15 protein-coding genes are annotated in these 23,130 nt (G+C 38.8%); 10 read left to right on the forward strand and 5 right to left on the reverse strand.

Annotated elements, in window-relative coordinates:
- Positions 1-3,101: hypothetical protein (locus HMPREF0766_RS10235; protein ID WP_002996590.1), on the reverse strand; the 3,101-nt coding region annotated here is incomplete at its 3' end.
- A 438-nt stretch (positions 3,102-3,539) separates the two neighbouring features.
- Between HMPREF0766_RS10235 and aspS the strand changes: the two genes are divergently transcribed.
- Together aspS and HMPREF0766_RS10245 are read left to right on the forward strand one after the other, a co-directional pair.
- Complete coding sequence (aspS, locus tag HMPREF0766_RS10240) at positions 3,540-5,303, forward strand: aspartate--tRNA ligase (RefSeq protein ID WP_002996595.1); 1,764 nt, start codon at positions 3,540-3,542, stop codon at positions 5,301-5,303.
- 106 nt (positions 5,304-5,409) lie between these two features.
- Positions 5,410-6,807: a LutB/LldF family L-lactate oxidation iron-sulfur protein gene (locus HMPREF0766_RS10245; protein WP_002996599.1), complete on the forward strand. Its 1,398-nt coding sequence runs from the start codon at positions 5,410-5,412 to the stop codon at positions 6,805-6,807.
- Positions 6,808-6,945: 138 nt separating this feature from the next.
- Here HMPREF0766_RS10245 and HMPREF0766_RS10250 read toward each other — a convergent pair whose 3' ends face one another.
- A complete protein-coding gene (locus HMPREF0766_RS10250; protein ID WP_002996603.1) occupies positions 6,946-7,938 on the reverse strand; it encodes an alpha/beta hydrolase in 993 nt (330 codons plus the stop codon).
- A 291-nt stretch (positions 7,939-8,229) separates the two neighbouring features.
- Between HMPREF0766_RS10250 and HMPREF0766_RS10255 the strand changes: the two genes are divergently transcribed.
- Together HMPREF0766_RS10255 and HMPREF0766_RS10260 are read left to right on the forward strand one after the other, a co-directional pair.
- The gene (locus tag HMPREF0766_RS10255) at positions 8,230-8,808 is read left to right on the forward strand and encodes an RNA polymerase sigma factor (RefSeq protein WP_002996607.1); all 579 of its coding nucleotides are present in this window, start codon (positions 8,230-8,232) and stop codon (positions 8,806-8,808) included.
- Positions 8,795-10,096, forward strand: a complete 1,302-nt coding sequence (locus HMPREF0766_RS10260) for a carboxypeptidase-like regulatory domain-containing protein (RefSeq protein ID WP_002996610.1) — start codon at positions 8,795-8,797, stop codon at positions 10,094-10,096. Before HMPREF0766_RS10255 ends, HMPREF0766_RS10260 begins: the two co-directional genes overlap by 14 nt.
- A gap of 28 nt (positions 10,097-10,124) precedes the next feature.
- On the opposite strand, the gene HMPREF0766_RS10265 is transcribed toward HMPREF0766_RS10260, so the two are convergent.
- Positions 10,125-11,105, reverse strand: a complete 981-nt coding sequence (locus tag HMPREF0766_RS10265; RefSeq protein ID WP_002996612.1) for an endonuclease/exonuclease/phosphatase family protein — start codon at positions 11,103-11,105, stop codon at positions 10,125-10,127.
- Between the two features lie 236 nt (positions 11,106-11,341).
- On the opposite strand from HMPREF0766_RS10265, the gene HMPREF0766_RS10270 reads away from it, so the two are divergent.
- From HMPREF0766_RS10270 to HMPREF0766_RS10280, 3 genes are read left to right on the forward strand one after another with little or no spacing between them, the layout of a single operon-like run.
- A complete protein-coding gene (locus tag HMPREF0766_RS10270) occupies positions 11,342-12,520 on the forward strand; it encodes a glycosyltransferase (protein ID WP_002996615.1) in 1,179 nt (392 codons plus the stop codon).
- On the forward strand, positions 12,520-13,521 hold the full coding sequence (locus HMPREF0766_RS10275; protein WP_002996618.1) for a lysylphosphatidylglycerol synthase transmembrane domain-containing protein: 1,002 nt from the start codon (positions 12,520-12,522) through the stop codon (positions 13,519-13,521). The genes HMPREF0766_RS10270 and HMPREF0766_RS10275 overlap by 1 nt, the downstream gene beginning before the upstream one ends.
- Entirely contained in the window at positions 13,496-14,647 is a 1,152-nt protein-coding gene (locus tag HMPREF0766_RS10280; RefSeq protein ID WP_002996619.1) for a glycosyltransferase family 4 protein, read from the forward strand. Before HMPREF0766_RS10275 ends, HMPREF0766_RS10280 begins: the two co-directional genes overlap by 26 nt.
- A 44-nt stretch (positions 14,648-14,691) precedes the next feature.
- Here the strand turns inward: HMPREF0766_RS10280 and HMPREF0766_RS10285 are convergent, their stop codons facing one another.
- On the reverse strand, positions 14,692-15,573 hold the full coding sequence (locus HMPREF0766_RS10285) for an energy transducer TonB (RefSeq protein WP_002996621.1): 882 nt from the start codon (positions 15,571-15,573) through the stop codon (positions 14,692-14,694).
- A 182-nt stretch (positions 15,574-15,755) separates the two neighbouring features.
- Between HMPREF0766_RS10285 and HMPREF0766_RS10290 the strand changes: the two genes are divergently transcribed.
- Positions 15,756-16,712, forward strand: a complete 957-nt coding sequence (locus HMPREF0766_RS10290) for an energy transducer TonB (RefSeq protein WP_002996624.1) — start codon at positions 15,756-15,758, stop codon at positions 16,710-16,712.
- 43 nt (positions 16,713-16,755) lie between these two features.
- The gene (locus HMPREF0766_RS10295; protein WP_002996626.1) at positions 16,756-17,622 is read left to right on the forward strand and encodes a hypothetical protein; all 867 of its coding nucleotides are present in this window, start codon (positions 16,756-16,758) and stop codon (positions 17,620-17,622) included.
- 20 nt (positions 17,623-17,642) lie between these two features.
- Here the strand turns inward: HMPREF0766_RS10295 and tsaD are convergent, their stop codons facing one another.
- The gene (gene tsaD, locus HMPREF0766_RS10300) at positions 17,643-18,644 is read right to left on the reverse strand and encodes a tRNA (adenosine(37)-N6)-threonylcarbamoyltransferase complex transferase subunit TsaD (RefSeq protein WP_002996629.1); all 1,002 of its coding nucleotides are present in this window, start codon (positions 18,642-18,644) and stop codon (positions 17,643-17,645) included.
- 48 nt (positions 18,645-18,692) lie between these two features.
- Here tsaD and HMPREF0766_RS10305 point away from each other — a divergent pair, with 48 nt between their 5' ends.
- On the forward strand, positions 18,693-23,090 hold the full coding sequence (locus HMPREF0766_RS10305; protein ID WP_487042754.1) for a translocation/assembly module TamB domain-containing protein: 4,398 nt from the start codon (positions 18,693-18,695) through the stop codon (positions 23,088-23,090).
- Positions 23,091-23,130 lie beyond the last annotated feature (40 nt).

The following is a 23,130-nucleotide window of genomic DNA, read 5'->3' on the forward strand; positions in this document are numbered from 1 at the left end:
TCGGCAACAGGATATTGTCCGTTATAACCCCAGAGGTAGCTAATAACCGGACCATCTGTTTTTTTTACTGCTAAAGGATTGCCATAGGTATCGTAATTTAAATAAATCAGTTTTTCTTTATAACCATTATAGGGAGAAAAAACAACTGCCGAAGCACTACCTGAGGGCAAATTACCCTGTAGGTTATTACTAAATTTAAAAGAAGACAATTCAATTGGATTCAATGTTTCAATTTCAGATATTTTATCTACCTGGGCTTTACCTCCATTATGGAATTCTGTAATCTTACCCGAAAGAATAAAATAGCTATTACCTGATTTTTTATACCGTATCTGCTCAATAGGATATGCGATCAGGTAATTATTTTTCATATCATCAATAAACGCTCTACCATTGGCATAATCATTAGGATATAATACAGAGATGATCTCTGGATCACCCTTACTTTTGAAAAAAGTAGTTTTACTTAATAACCCATGTTTTGGATTATCATAATCATATGATTCTCTTTCTTCTGTAACTCCGCTTTCCCCATATGTAATATTTCTTATACTCTTAAGGTAGAACCACCTGGATAAATAATCGAAAACAGTAACTTTATAGATCAAAAGATTTGCCAAAAGATCATCTGAACAAGGATTAGGACCTTCTTTTCTCACCACATACCCTCTTACATCCCTTGCATTATTTACCGGATCTATGAAATAATCCATAAATGATTCCTTTATCTTTCTATACCCATTATTCTGTTTGGTAAAAATACAGGTATATATTTCTGTCCCATTCATAAACCCTGTGTTTGTCAGAGGAGATGAGATCTTCTGCGGATATCCGGCATCGAATATAACCGGCCCCATCTCATCATTGGTCACCATAAACTTACGTTCTATACCTCCGTTTATAAAATCATTATCCTTATGCTCTACAACCGCGTTGTAATAAACATGATTACCTCCTAATCCAGTTGTTATATAAGTTGAGGAAAGTTGATCATAATCAAAAGAAGCGTATGCACAATCTCTACAAAACACATTCATTGCCAATTGTTGATAATTTACAAATGTGTTTACCATATATAAAACACGGTCATTTGTTCCATTTTTCAGGTTATCCAGAGAGTTGTATGTATAATTCTTAACATCCGTAATTCGAGAATGATCGTAAGTTGTAATAGATTTCACCCGTGCACCTCCAAGGTCAAAATCTGTTATCACATTTTTGTTTCCAGTCTGAAATTCTCCACCAATCGACATCTTTGCTAAAAGATCACTACCCATAGACTTTATACGGATACGATATTGCGTATTAAAATTAAGGGTACATTCATATTCTACCTGATTATCTACAGCAGAATAATCATTATAAGCCCTCATCAAAGAATTGATAGAGACGGGTATAGAGAAATCACCTTTTATATTACCATTAACATACTGTCCACTAGACATATTATAGAGTTCGTACGCAACAACTCGATTGAATGGATCCGGAAAGTTTTCCCCAAAATTTCTAACCAAAATTTTAACAGTCGCCTGTATAAACGAAACACCAAGACTCTCATGAGGGGCTGGTGGTGTTGTAAAAATTAATTCCTTTGTGTTTTCACCATAAATTGGATTACTGGTTGTCCCTCCCCAGACTTCCTCTTCATAAGATATCCCTTCTTTTACGACCTGAGTCTCCTCCCCTTTTCCCTTATGAGACTCATATGTTATAACAGATTTACCTCCTGTAGGGTAAGTAATAGTATCTAACATACCATAAATTGATACATTTCCATTACTTGAACGGTCGGCAAAAAACTGGGAGAAATAAAAAGAACCATCAACTTTCGGTGTAAAAAATTCAGGATTACTTCTTCCATTAAAAAAACCAAACCTATCCTGAGAGAAAGATAACCGATCTGGCAGATAATTTACACCAGAATAACCAAAGGAATACTTTTTCATTGGTGTGCCCGCACTACTCTCTTTCAAAGCTGTCAAAAACATCCTCTCACCTTTAGTCATATATATAAGTTCATATGATTTAGATGGAATATCAGAATGAAAAACTGTTATTTTATCCACTCTCTTATTGCCCGGCATATCTGTTCTTATACTATTCATAAAACGCACACTAAGTCCATTGGAATTATTAATTTCCTTAATTTGCCATCCATCTATAGAAATATTTTGTTTGCATGTAGATATATTGGGCTGGTTAGAGACTCCAACAAATCGCGGACTGCATGTTTGCCCTAACACTGTAAAAATCGAAATGGTCTGATCAATTGAACTGAAATAGCTATAATTTACTTTTTCATACAAGAACTGTATTGTCCCATTTTTAGGATGTGTAACTTTCGAAACATACCATGCAGATTCCACTCTTTGTTCTGCAAAGATTCCTCTTGGACAACCTGCACCTAAACTACCAGTTTTAGTCCATTCCACTTTGTCAAAATAATATCTAACTCCCATAGGGGTAGTTATAATAAAATTGTGTTCAAATGAATTTTCAGTAAGTTCTATCTTAAGATTCTGATATGGAATTAAAACTGGCTTTCCAGAAGGATCTATAACAAATTTACCTGAAAATTCACCAAAGTTAAAGTAGAATATATCAGGTTGAGAACTCGAATATTCAGCTGTATTTTTCAAAAAACTGATTAGGCTCTGATCCGGATTATTAAAAGAAGCCGGAGACTCTAAAGCTCTTGGCGGAACAGAATAAGGAGAATATTTTCGAAAATCATCTCCTCCCACAACTACCCTTGTAATCATTCCACCAGCATTTAATGCCCATGACATACCTACATTTGATGCCAATTGATCCACTTTCAGACAGTTGGAAAAATAATTAAGCGAAATAGGCAAAGTTAAATTTTGATCGCGAACTTCAAGAAGAGGTATTGAATATTGCATCGCACCATTAGAAAGATTAGGTTTTACTTCACCATATTTCCCTAATTCAGTAGCAGTCGGTGATGGATAAAGAATGTCTAATCTACTTATTGGAGGAGTTAAAGATGATTGAGCATTCACTAAAACCAAAAAAGAACAATTAAAGACTATTATTAGTAAATAATTCCTGAATTTAAATATATTTATTATTTTCATCATAAAGAAATTTTATTGATTTCAAGTTTTTTCAACATCCCCACACTAAAGTACTTTACCATTCAGGCGACATTAAATCAAAATACAGATCACACACATTAAAAATAAACCCAACAGAATTAATTTAAAAATAAAGTTAAATAAAAAATATTTTAAATGCAATTATATTAACCAAACAATATTTAATAAAAAGTATATTAACCTAAAATACTATAACATTACTCTTAAATGCTCACTAGAGATCCTTGATTTAGATAATAACAAATTCCTCAACCAATCATTTTTTACAGAAAAACATAGCTCATCTTACACACAAATAACAAACCTGCGGCGAGTACTGCTATCCGGCATTTCTTTCGGAATTTTGATTTAATATCCGGTCCAGGATTCGTTATTCTCCTTGGAAACAGATATTTTTGCAGGATAAATATTATAGTCGAAATGCACAGAACACATACCTGCGGAGAGCTTAGGATTTCAGATCTTGGCAAGTCCGTAACTTTAAGTGGTTGGGTACAAAAGTCACGCGATCTGGGAGGAATGACCTTTATCGATGTCCGTGACAGATATGGAATTACACAGTTGACTTTTAACGCAGATGACAATGAGCAACTGCGCGCTTCTGCCCGGGAATTGGGGCGTGAATACGTTATAAAAGTAGAGGGACAGGTTATTGAGCGGTCAAGTAAAAACTCAAAAATCCCGACCGGAGATATTGAGATCAAGGTTTCTTCTTTAGAAATACTGAATGCTTCCAAACTGCCTCCTTTTACTATTGAAGATGAAACGGATGGTGGGGATGATCTGCGCATGAAATTCAGATATCTGGATCTGCGCCGTAATCCTGTAAGACAAAATCTTATTCTTCGTCACAAACTGGCGCAGGAAATCCGCAGATATCTTGATGAGCAGAATTTTCTGGAGGTGGAAACACCTGTTCTGATTAAGTCAACTCCGGAAGGAGCCCGCGATTTTGTGGTTCCAAGCCGTATGAATGCAGGAGAATTCTATGCGTTGCCGCAATCTCCACAGACCTTCAAACAGTTATTGATGGTCTCCGGATTTGACCGTTATTTTCAGATTGTCAAGTGTTTTCGTGATGAAGATCTACGTGCAGACAGACAACCGGAGTTTACGCAAATTGACTGCGAAATGTCCTTTGTAGAACAGGAGGACATTCTAAATATGTTTGAAGGATTGGCTAAACACTTGTTCAAAACTGTAAAAGGATTTGAGCTGGGCTCAGTGCCACGAATGACTTATGCCGATGCTATGCGTCTTTATGGTTCTGACAAACCGGATACCCGTTTCGGAATGCAATTCGTTGAATTGAATAAGCTTACAAAAGGAAAAGGTTTCCCTGTATTTGATCAGGCTGAACTGGTTGTCGGCATCAATGCCAATGGTTGCGCAGGTTATACCCGCAAACAACTTGACGCATTGACAGACTATGTTAAACGTCCGCAGGTAGGAGCTACAGGTCTTGTATATGCCCGTTATAATGAAGACGGCACGATCAAATCGTCTGTAGATAAATTTTATACAGAGGAGCAGCTTAAAGAATGGGCTGCTGCATTTGACGGAAAGCCGGGAGATTTATTTTTGATAATGGCAGGTCCTACAGATAAAGTACGCAAACAACTGAATGAGCTGCGATTAGAAGTGGGTAATCAGCTCGGTCTCCGTGACAAAAATAAATTTGCACCTCTTTGGGTATTAGACTTCCCGTTACTGGAATGGGATGAAGAATCAGGTCGTTATCACGCTATGCACCATCCGTTTACCTCTCCAAAACCTGAAGATATCCCATTACTGGACACTAATCCGGGAGAAGTAAGAGCAAATGCGTACGATTTTGTCCTTAATGGCAGCGAAATTGGTGGCGGGTCTATTCGTATTCATGACAAAGAATTGCAATCGCTTATGTTCAAACACCTTGGTTTTTCTCCCGAGGATGCGCAGAAACAATTCGGTTTCTTAATGGAAGCATTTACCTACGGAGCACCTCCACATGGCGGATTGGCCTTTGGATTTGACCGTATGGTATCTGTGTTTGCAGGTCTGGATACCATCCGTGATGTCATTGCTTTCCCTAAGAACAATTCGGGAAGAGATGTGATGATCGACGCTCCTGCAACCATAGATAAGGCGCAGCTGGATGAGCTGAATCTGGCTCTGAACCTTAAATCTTCAGAGAAGAATTAACATTAATCCACAAAATAGATCTCAACAATTAACGTTATATTTATAAAGTTGGTAATTCATTACCAACTTTTTTACTTTTGTAATAGCATAAATCCAAAACTAGTCCATGTCTGATACAATCGCTGATAAATTCCTTAAAGAAAGCTCGACAAAATCTTTTGACCAGAAACATCGGGACATTATCAATACCAATATTGATAAGTACAATGCTGCTTTCGAAAAAGGGAAAAGTAAGTTTTTTGATCTGGAAAATTCCAAAACAAAAGCGAATCTGATCAAATGGAAGGTGATGGAGAATCTGGATAAATTACTTCCTGAATTTGAAGCAAATTTCACTTCCAGAGGAGGTAAAGTTATCTGGGCGAATGATGCTCAGGAAGCTCGGGAAGAAATATGGAAGATTATGGAACAGCATGACGCTAAAAGTGTCATCAAATCCAAATCCATGGCTACGGAAGAAATTGAGCTTAATCACTTTCTGGCAGAAAAAGGCATAGAAGCTGTTGAAAGTGATCTGGGAGAATTCATTATCCAGCTGTTAGGACAAAAGCCTTATCATATCGTTACCCCGGCCATGCACCTGAGCCTGGAAGATATTGCAAAACTGTTTCACGAAAAATTCGACACTCCGCTTACTGCTACAGCAGAGGAATTGACGATGAAAGCCCGTGAATTGTTGCGGGACAAGTATACTTCTGCCTCAGTAGGCATCTCCGGCGCTAATTTTCTGGTAGCGGATACCGGAAGTATAGCTATTACGGAAAATGAAGGAAATGCCCGCCTGACCACTACATTTCCGAATATTCACATTGCGCTGGTCGGAATAGAGAAGATTATTCCCAGTATGCTGGATCTGGATCTCTTCTGGCCCCTATTATCCTCACACGGAACAGGACAGAACCTGACAGTATATAATACCATTCTGAATGGTCCCCGTCAGGAAAATGAAAGCGATGGTCCGGAAAAGATGTATGTTATCCTGCTTGACAACGGCCGTACCAATTTGCTTGCAGAGAAAGATCAGCGCCAGGGCTTGTATTGTATACGATGCGGTGCGTGTCTGAATGTATGCCCTATTTACCAAAACATAGGCGGTCATACCTATGACACAACTTATTCAGGACCTATAGGCTCACTTATATCGCCGCACCTCAGCGGAATGAAAGAGTTCAAGCACCTGAGCTATGCATCCAGCCTGTGCGGAAAGTGTACAGAAGTCTGTCCCGTAGGCATTGATATCCAGAAGCAACTGCTATTGAACCGCAGAGACTCTGTACAGGAAAAACTGGCTACCCCAATGGAACAACGTGCATGGAAAGGATTTACCTATTTTATTAAAAAAAGAAAGCTTATTGATCTTTTTGGCGGAAAATTTAAAAATTTTATCCTGCGCAATTTCTTTAAAAAAGCATGGGGGAACAACAGAGAATTACCGCATCTGGCAGACAAATCATTTGCTCAACAATGGAAAGAACAGCAAAAGGAATTGAATAAGGATAAGTAAAAAAGGACACTTGACCGGAAATCTTCATGTGGCCAAAACAGATATGGCATTAAGCATGTATTAACGGATAGATTGTACACTACTAGTTATAAGGTATTTAAAAGTGTTACCTAAATCACCTTATATCTTCGAAATTGATTAGCGGCAATTTTTTATTTTACTTTTGATTCTTTTTAATATCTGCCCCTTTTTCTTTTTGGAGAGATCCTCATCTTTTGGAACGACCTTTAATGCTTCTTTATAAACAGTTTTTGCTTCTGACACACGTTTTAAATGAAAGAGTGCATCAGCTTTGACTTCAAGATGCCCCCAAAAGTCAGGAAAAGATTTGAGTCGGTCTTCCTGTTCTTCTAAAATATTTCCCCATTCCCATTCATCATATACAAAACCAAGACCTAACCCAAATCCGACGGTTGTGGTCGCATTGTGACTAAACCCGTCAAGATCATTGAATTTAAAGCGAACAGCTTTTGTATGATTTAGGATTTCGAAAGCTTTAAAAACATAATCTCTCAAAGATATTTCATCCCATCTTTTGTCTCCGACCAATAAGTAAAAATCCCCACCCACCGAGTTGCTTTTCACTTCCTGATCCATTAACTTTAAAACATCTTCCTTATTAGGCCAATAAGCAGGACTAAGTGCTATACAGGAGTTAAAGAGACTATTATTTTTAAGAAAAGCATAAGTAGCAAAGTAAGCACCAAAAGAATGACCAGCTATGGTTATTCTTTTAGATATATTGTATTCTTTCTCTAACCATGGAATTACTTCTTCTGAAATAAATCTGAGCAATTTATCCTTCTCAAGCAATTCAGTATTTCTGTCCTGGTGAATAACACCTATCAAATAGCTTGGAGGAATTTCATTGTTAGCTATCAGATTATTAGCTGATTGTAAAAAAATCCCGTTAAGGTTTTTAAAATTAGCATCGAGATACAGAATGCAATTATTATTTGTGTTTCCGTTCTTAATTTCTTTAGATTTTGTAATAATTATCTTTCTCTCCTTCTGAAATATTGCCGATGAAATAGTTACAGTATCTGATTTATTAAGTTGAGAATAAGTTTGAGCAAAAGTAATATTAGAAAAAATGACCTTAGCAAAAAATAATAAAAGTAGTCCTCTCATTGATCAGTAAAGCTATTTGTGTTAATAATTATTAAAGGTTTATTAAGGTTTTGAAAACATCAAAATTCATAATCCGTCACGATAGTAGTAAATATAAATATTCCAAGTCATATTCTATATTTTAAAAACAGGAGTACTTGCAAAAAGATTTTACCTGTTTAATTAATCTAACAACAGTTCTATATTACAAGCCTTGTAGTAACCTCTCTTAATGTAATCCTGCCTATTTCAGCCTTTCCGGCAATTTTAATTTCCGTTAATAAGAAAAAAAATCTATTTTTCGGGTATTAAATGAATTATTCTCTTCCATCATATCCTACCGAATCAGGTGACGAACAGCTTTTGTTGCTGTATCGAGATACCGGCGATCTGAATTATCTCGGAAAGCTGTATCAAAGTCATTCGGAAATGGTTTACTTCGTATGCTTGCGCTACTTGCAGGACAGCGAACGGAGTAAAGATGCGGTCATGAATATTTTTGAAGAGCTGATCAGCAAAGTAAATAAGCAGGAAATTCATTCTTTTGGAAAGTGGCTCTATGTCCTCTCCCGCAATCATTGTCTGATGCAATTAAGGTCAGCAAAAAATAAACAGCAAATTTCTATTGACGAATTTGTGGAATTTCCGGGTTCTTTGCATCCGGATGATGATCATGAAGATAAAGAGCAAAAATTGACCTCGTTGGAGCATTGTCTTGAAAAATTACCGGAGAAGCAAAAGAAGAGCATAGATTTGTTTTTCCTTAATGAAAAATGCTATAATGAAGTCTCGGAAATAACAGGATATAGCCTCAAAGAGGTGAAAAGCTATATTCAGAATGGGAAAAGGAATTTGAAAAATTGTATGGAGGGAACCCATGAACAGGAATAGACCGGATTTGGAGTATATTCGTCGCTACCACAATGGAGAGCTATCTCCACGTGAAATGTACGAATTGGAACGACAGGCACAGGACGATCCCATGCTTATGGATATTATTATGGGTATAGAGCTTAGTGATGAGGAGACTGTACGCAAGGATCTCTCTGACATTAAGTCACGAATTACAGAACGAATATCAGATAGTAAAATAAAACAAATGCCTGTATGGAGAAAATGGGTTGTTGCAGCCTCTGTACTTCTTCTCTTGTCGGCAGGTGCTTTACTGATGATCAACCAACAATCTGCAAATAAAGAAATTGCAAGTACAACCCTTTCTGAGCCTTCGACTCCGATTACGCAGGATTCAGGAGATGATGCAGAAGTAACGGATAAGACGTCAAAACAAGCTTCCCCTACTCCTTCTTCTACACAAACAGACCGTCTGGCTAATGTAGTTACAAAAAAGAATAAGCCAACAGAAGACATTGCAACACAAGCTGAGCAAGCAGATATCAGTGATGAAAAATCAACTCTGGCTGCCGTACAGCCAAAATCTCCTGGAGTCAGAGTACATATTTCGGAGTCTTTAGCCAAAGATTCTACGTTAGTTCTGAGGGGATTATCAGACGACAAACTCGCTGTCATTTCTCCGAAAGAAGAATTATCAACAGCTCTTTCCGGAAAAGCCGCTGGCGTCCGTATACGGGGAATGGCCAGCAATTCCATGGTGAATAATGTCATCAGCGGACAAGTTCTGGATAAATCGACAAACTTACCGTTGGAAGGTGCTATTTTAAAGATAAAAAACACGGATCTGACAGCAGTAACTGACTCAGCCGGCCAATTTCAACTCTTGTCAAGTGGTTCAAATCCACAAGTAGAAGTACGGGCTATCGGATATGAAACGCAGCAGGTTTCCTCTAATCAACTGGCCAATAATCAGGTTAAACTGAGTCCTGCATATGCAACACTGAATGAAGTGGTCGTAACCAACTATCCCGCCAGGAAGAAGTCTGTCAAACAACTAACAGGACCTGAAGGCGGATGGAAAGCTTTTGAAAAATACATCAAAAAAGAAATCAGACGAACCGGAACATCTGCTAAAGGAAAAGTAGAATTATCTTTCATAATCGACCCGAATGGAAAACCATCACATATTCAGGTGATATCGGGAATTGACAACGTAACAGATCAGCAGGCTGTCCGTATGCTGGAGAACGGGCCAAAGTGGAAGACTGGAGAAGATCAGCAGGAAAATAATATAACCTTCGTCAGCATAAATTTTAGCGGGGAATAAAACAAATACATCTTCAGGCAAACAGCCTCTACCTGCATCGTTCCCACGAAAAAGACAGACTTACGGCGCAATGGTCAGACAGTGGTAATCCTGACTTATCCGTAAACAGCCTGTTTTCAATCGCATAGCTTTCAGGAATAAAATGTAAATCGGCACTGTTACGAAACATGATCTTATCTATAGATTCTTTGTCCTTGCGGATAGCTAATATATCGCCTGCTGAATACATTGGATCAATATGCGGTACTATGCCTTTATTTTCCAGATACACCCAGGTATCTATCATTCTGGTTTCTTTTATAAAATTACGAACATTATCCAGTTCGAAGCTGTAATGCGCGTTAAAGTCTCCCATTAACAATATAGCCCTATCTTTAGAATGCTCTTTTATAAAAGAGGCTAACTGATCCATATTTTTACCCCGGGCAACTGCTGCATCCGGCGTATCCTGTGCGTTGGCATGGATGTTATAAAGATCTACAAATACATCTTTTGCCAACTGTAAACTGACTACACTAAACCCTTTGGGTGTAAGACAATCTGCTCCGGTACAATCTTTCCATCGGATACGCTGAATATCTGAAATTGGATATTTTGATAATGTATTAAGCCCGTCACTAAAAGGTACTTTGCCCATTGTCTCCGTTCGGAAAGGATGTTCATTCCCATTACTGTACAGTTCCCTGTTGTAATTAAAATCTTCCTGGACATTGACCACATCATACCTGTTTATTTTCATTCCGATATTCGCAATACTGCTTGCACGCGGCGTGACAGCACTCGAGATTGGTTCCGGTAATCCGGCAATATTATAGGTCAGAACTGAAAAACTTCCGGTGTTTGAAGCCGGAAGTTCCAGTATTGATGCGGCAACAACCTTATCACTTCGATTGAAGTTTAGTGTTATGCGTGAGGTGCGAATCATGTTCCATCCTAGGAAAGAAAGCGATATCGGGATCAATAAGTAGATCCATCGTTTCTTTGGCAATTTGGGATATTGTAGGTACATAGGTCCTTAATTTTGTCTTGTTAAAATTAGACAAGCAGTATAACCTATACCCTAATTATTTATTAAACTTTTATTTCCAACACCTCTCAAAACAGCAAGTTAACAACTGAAAGACAACACTTTAATAACACTGCAATGATGATTAATTAAAGATAACCAAACAAACACATAACCGGGACTTAACAATTAAGCCACATCAGTTTGTTAGTATTGAGATACTACTAAAAGTATAAAATATGATTAAAGTGGCTTTCTTTGCCGAGATGATGATTGAAGACTTTGACGGAGCTTCTCGCACTATGTTTCAACTGATCAACAGGATCGATTCTACCAAATTTGAGTTTCTTTTTATCTACGGAAATGGTCCCGAACAGATCGACGATCACCTGTCTCTCCGTATCCCCTATTTCCATATCCCATTCAACAGAAACTATACAATGGCTGTCCCTGCCATTGCAAAAAAGATGCTGAAACAACAGCTAAAGGAATTCGATCCGGATGTTATCCATATTGCCACTCCTTCTATGTTAGGCAACTTTGCCCTCAAATATGCTGAAAAAAATAATATCCCAACACTGACCATTTACCATACTCATTTTATCAGCTATATAGATTATTACCTCAAGAATACCCCTTTCCTGATCAAGCCAACTAAAAAAGAGTTTATCAAACAGACGGTAAGGTTTTATAACAAATGTACAAAAGTCTATGTGCCCTCTGTATCGATATCCAAAGAACTGAAGCACCTGGGAATACAGCCGGATAAATTAACACTTTGGCAGCGGGGAATTGATACGAAACTTTTTTCGCCTGAGAAAAAAGATAACAACTATCTGCGAAAGGTAACAAAAAACAAAAAACAGAACATCTTATTTGCCAGCCGGCTGGAATGGGAAAAGAATCTTGTGACCCTAATCGACATCTACCATAAGTGTAAAGAAAGGGGTATAGAATGTAACTTTATTATAGCCGGGGACGGCACTGCAAAATCGGCATGCATGGAACAAATGCCGGATGCCTTTTTCTTAGGTAAACTATCCCATAAAGAGCTGGCTATATGTTATGCCTCTTCAACTTTGTTTCTGTTCCCTTCCATCACTGAAACATACGGGAATGTAGTTATAGAAGCGATGGCTTCAGGATTACCTTGCATTATTTCAAATGATGGAGGAAGTGCGGACTTTATTATTGACGGGGAGAACGGTTTCAAATGTAATGCTGAGCAGGCAAATGATTACGTTGATAAAATAGAGCTTATGTTATCAGACAAAAACTTACGTAAAAAATTTAAAAAAGCAGGATTAAAATACAGCAAACAGCATAATTGGCAGCATCTTTCTGAGATTTACTTCAGAGACATCAGTGATTTTGCAGATATGACTATATCCTCTCAGACGGCTTACCAGTTTGCATAATGACGGCAAAAGTCCTTAAAATCTTCGGAATTATAATCGTTGTCGGCTGTCTGGTTCTTTTTTTAGTGCAGACAGATTTTAAAATGCTCGGAGATACACTAGACCAGGTAGGTTACCGGTTTATTATCTTGATTTTGATAACTGCAATAGCTTATATCCTGGCAACTGCGGGCTGGTATTATTGCATGGCGCCAACCGGTCAACGGATTTCACTGTACCGACTCTTCTTTGTAAGGCAGGTTGGTGAAACAATCGGACTTTTTAATCCTACTAATGTTATAGGAGGAGATCTTTTTAAGGTACATATGCTTCGAAGTGAAAACCTTTCCAAAGAAGAGGTCACACATTCTGTTTTTTTATCCCGTGTCATGGCCATTCTGTCACAGCTACTTCTTTTGGCGGCCGTACTCTGCTGGTATAGTCTGCAGCTCATGCAAAGGAAGGAACCAACTATAATCTACACAGGAGGTTTCCTGATAGCAACACTTATTCTGGGAGCGATTGTATGCTCCATGTTATACATTACCAAAAAAAGATCCTCTCCAATGCGGACTGCAGAACCTGTCATAAAATTGAATTTCTGGTTGAAGATTAAGTACCGTATTACCCATATACTACGCCAGACTTCTGTATTTTATCAACATTATCCTTCCTACTTCTGGTATTCCTTTTTCTTTTTTACGCTGCACTGGTTCGTCGGTTCACTGGAGTTCTACGTCATCCTTAGATTATTAGAGGCAAATGCATCTCCTATGGATGGATTGTTTATAGATATGGGTGTTATTATTGTAAAAAGTCTGGGTGCTTTTATTCCCGGACAGATCGGCATAGAAGAATTGGGTAACAAAATTATGTTATCGGGTATAGGGCTTACCGGTACAGCTATATGGATAAGTGCCAGTGTTCTTCGCCGCGCAAGACAACTGGTATGGACGTTTATTTCGCTGATCTGCTATTTTCTCTTTTATAAATTCAATGGAAGTCTTATTCGTCAGTCATAAATACCCGCCAGGTACCGGGGGTATGCAAAAACAGAGTTACGAACTGATCACAGGAATGTACAGACATTGTACCGTTCACCAGATTGTTTATGAAGGAGAGGAACATATTCTTTATTTCTTTCTAAGACTTCAGCGAAGAATCTTACAGAAATGCAGGGAATACCCGTCTATTTCTGTTATACATTTTAATGATGGATTGCTAGCCGCCTTCTGCCTGTTGCACCGCAAATATCCGCATCTGAAAAAATCCCTGACCTTACACGGATTAGACGTAGTCTTTCCAAATAAGCTCTTTCAAAAAAAGATATTACCCAAATTTAACCGTTACCATCAATTTATAGCCGTCAGCCAGGCCACTGCCACAGCTGCAATAAACAGAGGACTCGATGCGAAAAAGATGCTTGTGATTGCTAACGGGGTAGATGACCGGCCTCCTTTAGCTCCTCTACAAACGGTAGAATCCGGCACAAAAAATATCCCGACATACATAATAGCATTAGGTCGTCCGGTCAAAAGAAAAGGCTTTTCCTGGTTTATCAAAGAGGTACTTCCTCATCTGCATCAATCCATTGAACTCATCATCGTTGGTCCGTTTCAAAAAAAGAAACCATTTTTAGAAAGTCTACTGGCTGTATTCCCAAAAAATCTGCGTGAACAGATTTTATTATTTCTGGGGTATCCTTCTGATGAAAGTGCCATCCGTAAACTTTATTTGGAAGGTAACAGTACCAGGAGATTCAGGCATCTGGGTAAACTCCCGGCAGTAGAATTACAGCAGTACCTTAACAGGTCTCTGGCTTTTGTCATGCCAAATATTCCGATAGCAGGAGATATGGAAGGCTTCGGACTGGTCTGTCTCGAAGCCTGTCAGGCCGGTACTCTGGTACTCGCAGCAGATATTGATGGTATACCTCAGGCGATACAGCATCAGAAAAATGGTTTGTTATTATCTCCGCAGGATGCTGATGCGTGGATTCAACTGATCAACTCCCTTCATCATAATCCAAAAAAGCGAGATCAGATGATCCCGCTTTTTCAGACTTTTACATCCCAAAATTATGGATGGGATATTATGGTACAACATTATTTTCAAGCCTTCAAATCTCTGGATTCAACAGGTAGTTGATCTTATCTCAGGATCTGAATTCCCACTGAAGTACTATCACCTGTTTATTGCTGTATAGTATTCAGGCGGATCGGAAGCGAATAGGCAACCCGTACCGGACGGCCATTCTGTATTCCGGGACTCCACTTTCTGGCTTTTTTCAGTAATGTAACTGCAGCATCTCCGGTTCCGAAATTCAGATCGCGTCCGACTTTAATATCCGTAAGACTACCATCTTTCTCAATCACAAAGGAGACCATCACTACACCATTGACACCCTGTTCAAGTGCTGCAGAAGGATACTGATAATTGTCTCCGACCCATTTCATAAAAGCTTTGATGCCCCCTATTGGTTCAGGTTGAATTTCCAAAGCCACCATATCATGTATTTTATCGTCTCCCCCGCTCAGTGTACCTGTACCCTTTCCGGTAATTTCACCATCTTTTTTCTTATCCCCGAACTCTCCTCTTGCGATGGCCGATCCGCCGGGCATTGCTTTCAACGTAAGACGTGCAGGTGATTTTTTGTCATCTTTAAAATCATCCTGAGTGGCGACATCATCTTTTGCCTTTCTGGCGTCCACAACAGTGGGTTCCGGAAAGCGGATCAGATCTAATGCCGGAGGATCCTGTGCGATCTGTTTAGGCTGATTTTCGGCCGGAAGCGGATCTTCAATCTTTTCCTCCGGAATCTTTTCAACCAAATCATCAAGCGTCACGGGAGTCACCTCCATCACAGGAGCAACATATTGCTCTCCGGGCATGTGATCATAAGCAAATTTGCCCATGCTACATAACAACACGAAGGTAGTCACGATTGCGAGGCCATAATTGGTCGCTCTGGGAGACAATTGACGAAGCTCATAAGCTCCATAGGATTGATTTCGACCTTGAAAGATAACTTCCAGCCATTCCTTTTTGTAAATATTTAATTTCGATCCTAACATAACACAACATTTAAAGTAAAACCATTTTATACGTTGATGCAATACGTTAAATCATTCCATAAAAACTTATCAATCTTTAGAAAAATAATTGCCACATTAAAAAAACGTTAATTCCTACAGCAATCTTTAAATAGATCATTATAATTATTAACTTTAAAAACCATATCAAATACAGAAACTTTATGAAATTATTACTTGTTCTATTTTTCGTGTGTTGTTATTCTGCCAGTAACGCACAACAGAATTTAGTTAATTACTTTAAGAAAGATAACGGACCTGCAAAAAAAGAAAATGCGTATTACTACAGGGTATTGAACATCCCCGAGAGCAAATTGGACACTATTTTCATAAAAGAGTTCTATGTCAACGGGAATAAACCAAAATTGACTGCTAAAACAAAAAAGATCCAGAACCCGACTACATATTATGGAAATGTGTATCGCTACTATGAAAACGGGAACCTGGCCTCAAAAGAGTTTTACAGTACAGATGGTATAGCAATCGATTCAGCATTCTATTATTATCCGGAAGGTCAACTCAGAGATGTATGGTATTATAAGTCCGTCTATGAAAATGATAAGACAAAAGTAAAAGACTCTCTTTACATCAAACACTTTGACACGACAGGCAAGTTAGTATTAAAAGATGGTAATGGAACTGCAACATCCTATTGGGATAAAGATACAGAGTCAGGAGAATATGTAAATCATAAGAAAAACGGTCTGTGGAAAGGCACATTCAATGATAAAAAATACCGCTTTGAAGAACAGTACAATGCCGGTAAACTGGTAAAAGGAACAACTTATGATTCGTTAAATAATGAGACGCTTTATACACAACAGGAAATAGCTCCTGAATATCCCGGTGGTATCAGAAGTCTGATGCAAAAAGTCGCCAACACCTTTAAATATTCCCGTGAAATGATGGAAAATAACATTAACGGAACCGTGATTATATCTTTTGTAGTGAAAAAAGATGGTAAGGTTGACAATATCGAAATAGAGAAAGACTTAGGATATGGATCAGGAGAAGCCGGTGTGAGAGTAGTAGAAAATCTCAGAAAATGGTCGCCGGGAATTCAAAGAGGAATTCCGGTCAATGTCAGATACCGTCTCCCTATCCGGTTAAATTTACAATAAGAAGAACAATTAAAATACTATTTTAGCCCTATACATTACATTTATGCTAAAGAAATCAATAAAATTTACTTTAATCATAGTTGCAGCATCTCTTATTTTCGGGTGCCAGCAAAAACAAAAAACAACGGATAACACAACAACAGACAGCTCTGCAAAAGACAGTATAGTTACAACTACTAATGAAGATGTAATTGCCTTTGGTTTTTTAGACTCCTTAGGTAAGCATATTCTTACATTGGAACAGGATTCTCTTCCTCATCCGGAGCAATACGATCTTGTACTTAATGATCAGGGAAAAGGATTTCCGGTTCAATATAAGGGATTTCAGAAATCTACTGATGGTGACAACGGAAGACAGACAGCCGATAATTTTGATAAAAGTGCAGGTTTTCTTTATCAACTAAAAGAAAACAAATTAACATCTTCTGCTACCGCAGTTATACTGACAGACAAGGCTTTTCTTTCTTCCAGAAAAGTACTGATCCCCCATGCCGCAAAAGATGCAGGTACAATGCCTGCTGCTGTTCAGAAATTAGTAGCTGAGAAGAATCGTAAGGTTAAAAACTTCAAAAATATTGCTCAGATTGACGAAAAAACATTAATCAGTATTGTCGAATTTGAAGTGAAAAATGATTCGGCTCTGGCGGTATTGGTATATTCAACCCCTGGAAAGACAATCACTCAGGAATATAAAGCTAAATACGATGATATGAGTACCTGGCGTGTAGATGATGGAGGAGACTTCAATATGGATTACATCGACATCCTGTATGCATTCGTTTATAAGGATAATATAGAACTCGTCTTTTCGGATATGGGAGCAGAGGGCTATAATGTAACCTATCTGAAAGAAAATACTGGTGCATTTGTTATGGCCAAAGAATCCTACGGCTACTCAGCCCCCTTCTAAAATAAGTCAGGAAATAGCGCCTACAGATGCAAACGCGCTAATGGCGCTACTTCCTGACCTACAAAATCCTGCTTAAGATATTTGTGATAACCTGCAATAGCAATCATTGCAGCATTATCAGTACAATACTCAAATTTAGGGATAAATACATTCCACTTATACCGATCCCCCATGGCTAACAAAGCACTACGCAGTCCCGAATTAGCGGATACTCCGCCTGCAATCGCTATATCTTTGATACCTGTCTGCTTTGCAGCTTTTTTGACTTTATTCAGCAATATAGAAACGATTCTGGCCTGAACAGAGGCACATACATCTTTAAGATTTTCCTGAAGAAAATCAGGGTTTTCTTTTTCGTGTTTCTGTACAAGATAGAGAATAGCCGTTTTGAGTCCTGAAAAACTAAAATTCAGATCAGCAATCTGAGGCTCAGGAAGTGAAAAAGCATCCGGATTACCTTCCTGTGCATATTTATCAACCAGCGGACCTCCGGGATAAGGAAGTTGCAGAATCTTGGCTGTCTTATCAAAAGCCTCTCCTGCGGCATCGTCCAGTGTTTCGCCCAGCAACTCCATCTCAAAGTAATCCTTTACCAACACAATCTGTGTATGACCACCTGAAACGGTAAGACATAAAAATGGGAAAGAAGGTTTTGGATCTTCAATAAAATGAGCTAAAATATGCGCCTGCATATGATTGACATCAATCAATGGAATATTTCGGGCCAATGCAAAAGACTTCGCAAAAGAAGTACCGACTAAAAGAGATCCTAATAATCCCGGTCCTCGTGTAAAAGCTACTGCATCTATCTCATTTTTGTGTACTTTTGCTTCACGTATAGCTTGATCTACCGTCGGAATAATATTTTGCTGGTGCGCACGTGATGCAAGTTCTGGAACTACACCTCCATATTTTGCATGAACAGCCTGTCCGGCAATAATATTTGACTTAATTTCACCGTCTATACATATGGATGCTGATGTTTCATCACAGGAAGATTCGATACCCAAAATAATGGCCATAGCTAAGGAAGTAACTTTTAAATAGGATACAAAGTTATCAAAAAAATAATTAAAATAACGCTGATCACTCTTGCTGGCATTACTGTCTTGCTGGCCCTATTTGTATTCTCTTTGCAATACAAACCCGTCCAGACCTATCTGGCAAAAAAAGCAGCCTCCTACCTTAGCAAAGAATTAAACGCCTCTATCACCATCAAAAGCATCTACTTTAAACCATTCTCATCCCTCGTACTTCAGGACCTCAAAATAAATGACAGTATCGGACAGACCATTCTCTACACGGAGCAGATAGATGCAGATCTGAAACTCACGGAACTCTGGCAGAATAAGATCACCGTTGAAAAGATCTATTCCAAAAACACCTTCATTGATTTTGAAATATACAAGGACAGCACCAATTTTTCTTTTCTTATCAACTACTTTTCCCCTAAGAAGAAACAAAAAAAGAAACCTTCTAAAAAGATGGATCTGGTTCTCCAGAGTGTTGTCCTCGAAAACAATCATCTGAAAATCGTCAACAACACAAAAAAGCATTATAAATACGGGGTAGATTACGGAAATCTGGATATCACAGCATTATCCGGCACATTTGATCAGATCAGATTAGATTCAGGTTCCAGGAGTGCCGTTATCCATAAGCTCAGTCTGCAGGAGAAATCAGGACTACATCTCAAGGAACTTTCTACAAAAGCCTTCTACGGGAAAAAGAGGATGGAATTTACCGATCTCAAACTGGTGACCAACCGGTCCCGGCTTACCGATTATATAAAATTTGAATACGACAGCCTGGCCGACTTCAGTGATTTCATGGAAAAGGTGCATGTAAAAGCCCGCTTCCGCAACTCCTTTGTGTCTTCTAAAGATATCGAGTACTTTGCTACAGACATGAAATATGTACAATTCGATGTCCTCATTCCACAGGCCAATCTTCATGGAACAGTAGCCGATATACACGCAAAAAATACGCTTATGCGTATGGGCAGAAATACTGAACTTGCGGGAGATTTTACTGTGAAAGGTTTACCGGACATCAACAAAACCGTATTTGGATTTAACTTAACCTCTCTAAAAAGTAATGCTAAGGATTTGGAGAGCCTTATCCCACTCCTGGGCAACATGAAGTCTTTCAAACTTCCGAAGATCGTTCATCAGCTTGAAAATATAGCATATAAAGGACGTTTTGATGGATTTTACAATGATTTCCAAGCAAACGGATCATTTAAAACAGCATTGGGTGACTTAAAAACAGAAAGTCATATTAACCTTAAAAGGGGGCTTTCTTATAATGGCCATATACAATCTCCTGAATTTGCGATCCATACAGTAGTACCTGTTAAAGATCTTGGAAAAACCGGATTTGATCTTACATTTGACGGAAAAGGAACAGACTTCAAAGCCTTAGATCTAAAGGTAAAGGGTCATCTGGAACGAATACGATTCAGGGACTATACCTATAACCGGCTGGACATCGATGGAAATATTGCAAATGAATTTTTACATATATCCGGCAAATTAGATGATCGCAATGCCACATTGGCTTTCAGCACAGACATAGACTGGCAAAAAGACTCTCCTACTTACCTGCTGAATGCGCAGATAGAAAACACCAATCTATTCGCTATCAATCTTTTCAAAAAAGACACTATAAATATTCACAATACAAGCCTCACAACTAATCTGCAGGGCGACAATCTGAATAATCTGATTGGTAAACTGGAAGCAAAAGACATCCATTTTACCACTTCCAAAGGAACGTTCAATATTGCTTTTCTGGATTTCGATGCAGCCGGCAATCAGGAGGATCGTAATCTGGTTTTACATTCGGATGTATTGGATGTAAACCTGAAGGGTGAAATTGATCTTACGACGATCGGATCTTATTTCAGATCGCTGGCTATGCGTTATGCTCCGGCCATCGGATTTGAAACAAAACCTTACAATAAGCAAAATTTCGACTTATTTCTGAATGTAAAATCATTCAATCCCATTGCCTCTTTCGTAGATCCGAACCTTACACTGGAGGACGGTGCAACCCTCAATGCAAACTTCTCTTCTGAAGACTATACAGCACAGTTTCAAGCTTACAGTCCTGTTGTAAGATATAACGGTATAAAGCTCACGAATCTGATCATCGAAGAAAACGCAAATCAGGAAGCTCTGGCTTTAATGATTACGGCAGACCGCCTTAATCTTTCTGACAGCGCGTATATTAACAATATCAATCTGACTAATATTCTTTCAAAAGACAGTCTGCTGTTCAATGTCAAATTATCCCAGCAGTCTTCTCCAAATTACCTGGATCTGAACGGAAATATATTATTTGCACATAATAAGCCTGCATACATTAACTTCTCTCCTTCTACAGTACAGATCAACAGAGAAGAATGGAATATCAATCAGGATGCCCAGGTCAGGATTTCTAAAGGAAAGGTGTACATGGAAAATCTTAAACTGAGTCAGGGAGAGCAGGAGATCAAAGTGGATGGAGCGATGTCCGATGAGAACGACAAGATCAACTTTGCTTTCAATAATTTCGGATTAGCCTCTCTGGACGGTTTTACAAAGCCAATGGGTATTGCCATGCAGGGTAAAGTAAACGGCAATCTGCAGATTAATTCTTTATTCAAAAAACCGTACTTCAATGCCGATCTCAAAACTAGTCCGATCGTCTACAACGGATTGCCGATCGGTCAGTTGAAACTGATGGCGACCTACAATCCGGAAGGAAGTCTCGTCGATCTGGATGTTGATCTGGCAGACGGGATAAACAAACAGCTTAAACTGGATGGTACGTATAATATAGGTGATGATAAAAATGCTATTGATATCTCTGGTAAACTCGTCAATACGGATTTAATTATATTTCAACCGTTTCTACGGAATCTGGTTTCCGATTTACATGGTTCTGTATCCGGAGATATCAGTGTAAAAGGCTATATCAACAAGCCGGAGATAAGCGCTGTCACACGTTTCAAGGATGCATCATTTATTGTCAATTACCTGAAAACACCTTACAGGGTTTCGGACGATGAGGTAAAAGTATCCAAAAATCATATCGTACTCAACAATCTGAAGATATTCGATCCTAACAATCACGAAGCAACAGCCAATGGTTATATTGATCTGAATAAACTTTCGGACCCGCGAATAGATGTAGATGTCAGCACGCAGAATTTTCTTGTGCTCAATACCACTTATAAAGACAACAATCTCTATTATGGTACGGCCTATGCCACAGGTACATTTAAATTCAAGGGACTCACTTCCGCCATGAAAATTGATATTCGTGCCAAATCCAATGAGAATACAACTTTTACGATACCTTTCAACAGTTCGATGACGGTATCAGAGAGCGATTTTATATATTTTATCAGTCCCGATTCATCAGAAAATCGTAAAAAGAACCACCGCAACAGCTTTCAGGGCTTAAGCATGAATATGGATCTGAATATCACACCTGATGCAGAAGTAAATCTGCAGACAGATCTCGGTTCATTAAAAGGAAGAGGTACAGGTGCTCTAAATCTGAAGATATCCAGTCTGGGTGATTTTGAAATGTTCGGTGATTATGTGGTAAGTTCCGGCAAGTTCAACTTTACGGCACAGGACTTTATCAATAAGATCTTCGATATGAAAGAAGGCGGTACTATCCGTTGGGCAGGCAATCCAAGTGAAGCCATTATCAACCTTAGCGCAGTCTATGAGCAAAGAACTTCAGTAGCACCGCTATACAATGCTGCCGGCCGTTCATCCACCAGAGATCAGCGTGTGCTCGCACAGGCAGATATGATCCTGAAAGGAAACCTCACCAAACCGGATATAAGTTTTGCCCTGACCTTTCCGCAGGATCCGTATATCAATGATGAACTGCAGGGATATCTGACGGATGCAAACAATGTCAATCAGCAGGCGATGAGTCTTATTGTAAGACGTAGCTTCACACCGGGATCGTCTACTGAGTTTGGAAAAGAAGTGAATAACACATTATTATCAGCAGGAACAGAGATTGCCTTCAATCAGTTGAACACGATTATTTCCCAATCGCTTAACATCAACTTCTTTGATCTCAATATCCGTTCGCTTAATGATGCTTCAGCATCATTACGTTTCTTTAATGACAGGCTCGTCATTACGGGCGGTGTGACGGACAGAAGAAATCTGCAACTCAACGATCTGAATGTATTCTCCAATGAAGTTGCAACAGATGCTGAGCTCTCCTATCGCCTGCGTAAAGACGGAAGTCTGATCCTGCGGGCCTCCAACCGCCTTAATACACGAAATTTCCTGCTCTTAGGAATGGATAATGATTACATCAGTGCAGCCGGATTGGTCTACAGACAGGAATTCAACAGCTTTTCAGAGTTCTTTAAACGCATGGTATTCTGGAGACGCCTTGAAGAAGAAACAAAGCCTAAGAAAAAAGAACCACAAAAATCCACGAAATAAGTTCAAAGACCGGAGTCTGGAAATTCGAACTCTTAATACT

The sequence above is a fragment of the Sphingobacterium spiritivorum ATCC 33861 genome (genome assembly GCF_000143765.1).
GTDB lineage: Bacteria > Bacteroidota > Bacteroidia > Sphingobacteriales > Sphingobacteriaceae > Sphingobacterium > Sphingobacterium spiritivorum.

Excerpts from the sequence above, each read along its gene's own strand:
- tsaD (WP_002996629.1), bottom strand. The coding sequence starts at position 18,644 with ATGGCCATTATTTTGGGTATCGAATCTTCCTGTGATGAAACATCAGCA.
- HMPREF0766_RS10265 (WP_002996612.1), bottom strand. The coding sequence starts at position 11,105 with ATGTACCTACAATATCCCAAATTGCCAAAGAAACGATGGATCTACTTA.
- HMPREF0766_RS10260 (WP_002996610.1), top strand. The coding sequence starts at position 8,795 with ATGAACAGGAATAGACCGGATTTGGAGTATATTCGTCGCTACCACAAT.
- HMPREF0766_RS10250 (WP_002996603.1), bottom strand. The coding sequence starts at position 7,938 with ATGAGAGGACTACTTTTATTATTTTTTGCTAAGGTCATTTTTTCTAAT.
- HMPREF0766_RS10285 (WP_002996621.1), bottom strand. The coding sequence starts at position 15,573 with ATGTTAGGATCGAAATTAAATATTTACAAAAAGGAATGGCTGGAAGTT.
- HMPREF0766_RS10255 (WP_002996607.1), top strand. The coding sequence starts at position 8,230 with ATGAATTATTCTCTTCCATCATATCCTACCGAATCAGGTGACGAACAG.
- HMPREF0766_RS10295 (WP_002996626.1), top strand. The coding sequence starts at position 16,756 with ATGCTAAAGAAATCAATAAAATTTACTTTAATCATAGTTGCAGCATCT.
- HMPREF0766_RS10275 (WP_002996618.1), top strand. The coding sequence starts at position 12,520 with ATGACGGCAAAAGTCCTTAAAATCTTCGGAATTATAATCGTTGTCGGC.
- HMPREF0766_RS10270 (WP_002996615.1), top strand. The coding sequence starts at position 11,342 with ATGATTAAAGTGGCTTTCTTTGCCGAGATGATGATTGAAGACTTTGAC.
- HMPREF0766_RS10245 (WP_002996599.1), top strand. The coding sequence starts at position 5,410 with ATGTCTGATACAATCGCTGATAAATTCCTTAAAGAAAGCTCGACAAAA.
- HMPREF0766_RS10290 (WP_002996624.1), top strand. The coding sequence starts at position 15,756 with ATGAAATTATTACTTGTTCTATTTTTCGTGTGTTGTTATTCTGCCAGT.
- aspS (WP_002996595.1), top strand. The coding sequence starts at position 3,540 with ATGCACAGAACACATACCTGCGGAGAGCTTAGGATTTCAGATCTTGGC.
- HMPREF0766_RS10280 (WP_002996619.1), top strand. The coding sequence starts at position 13,496 with ATGGAAGTCTTATTCGTCAGTCATAAATACCCGCCAGGTACCGGGGGT.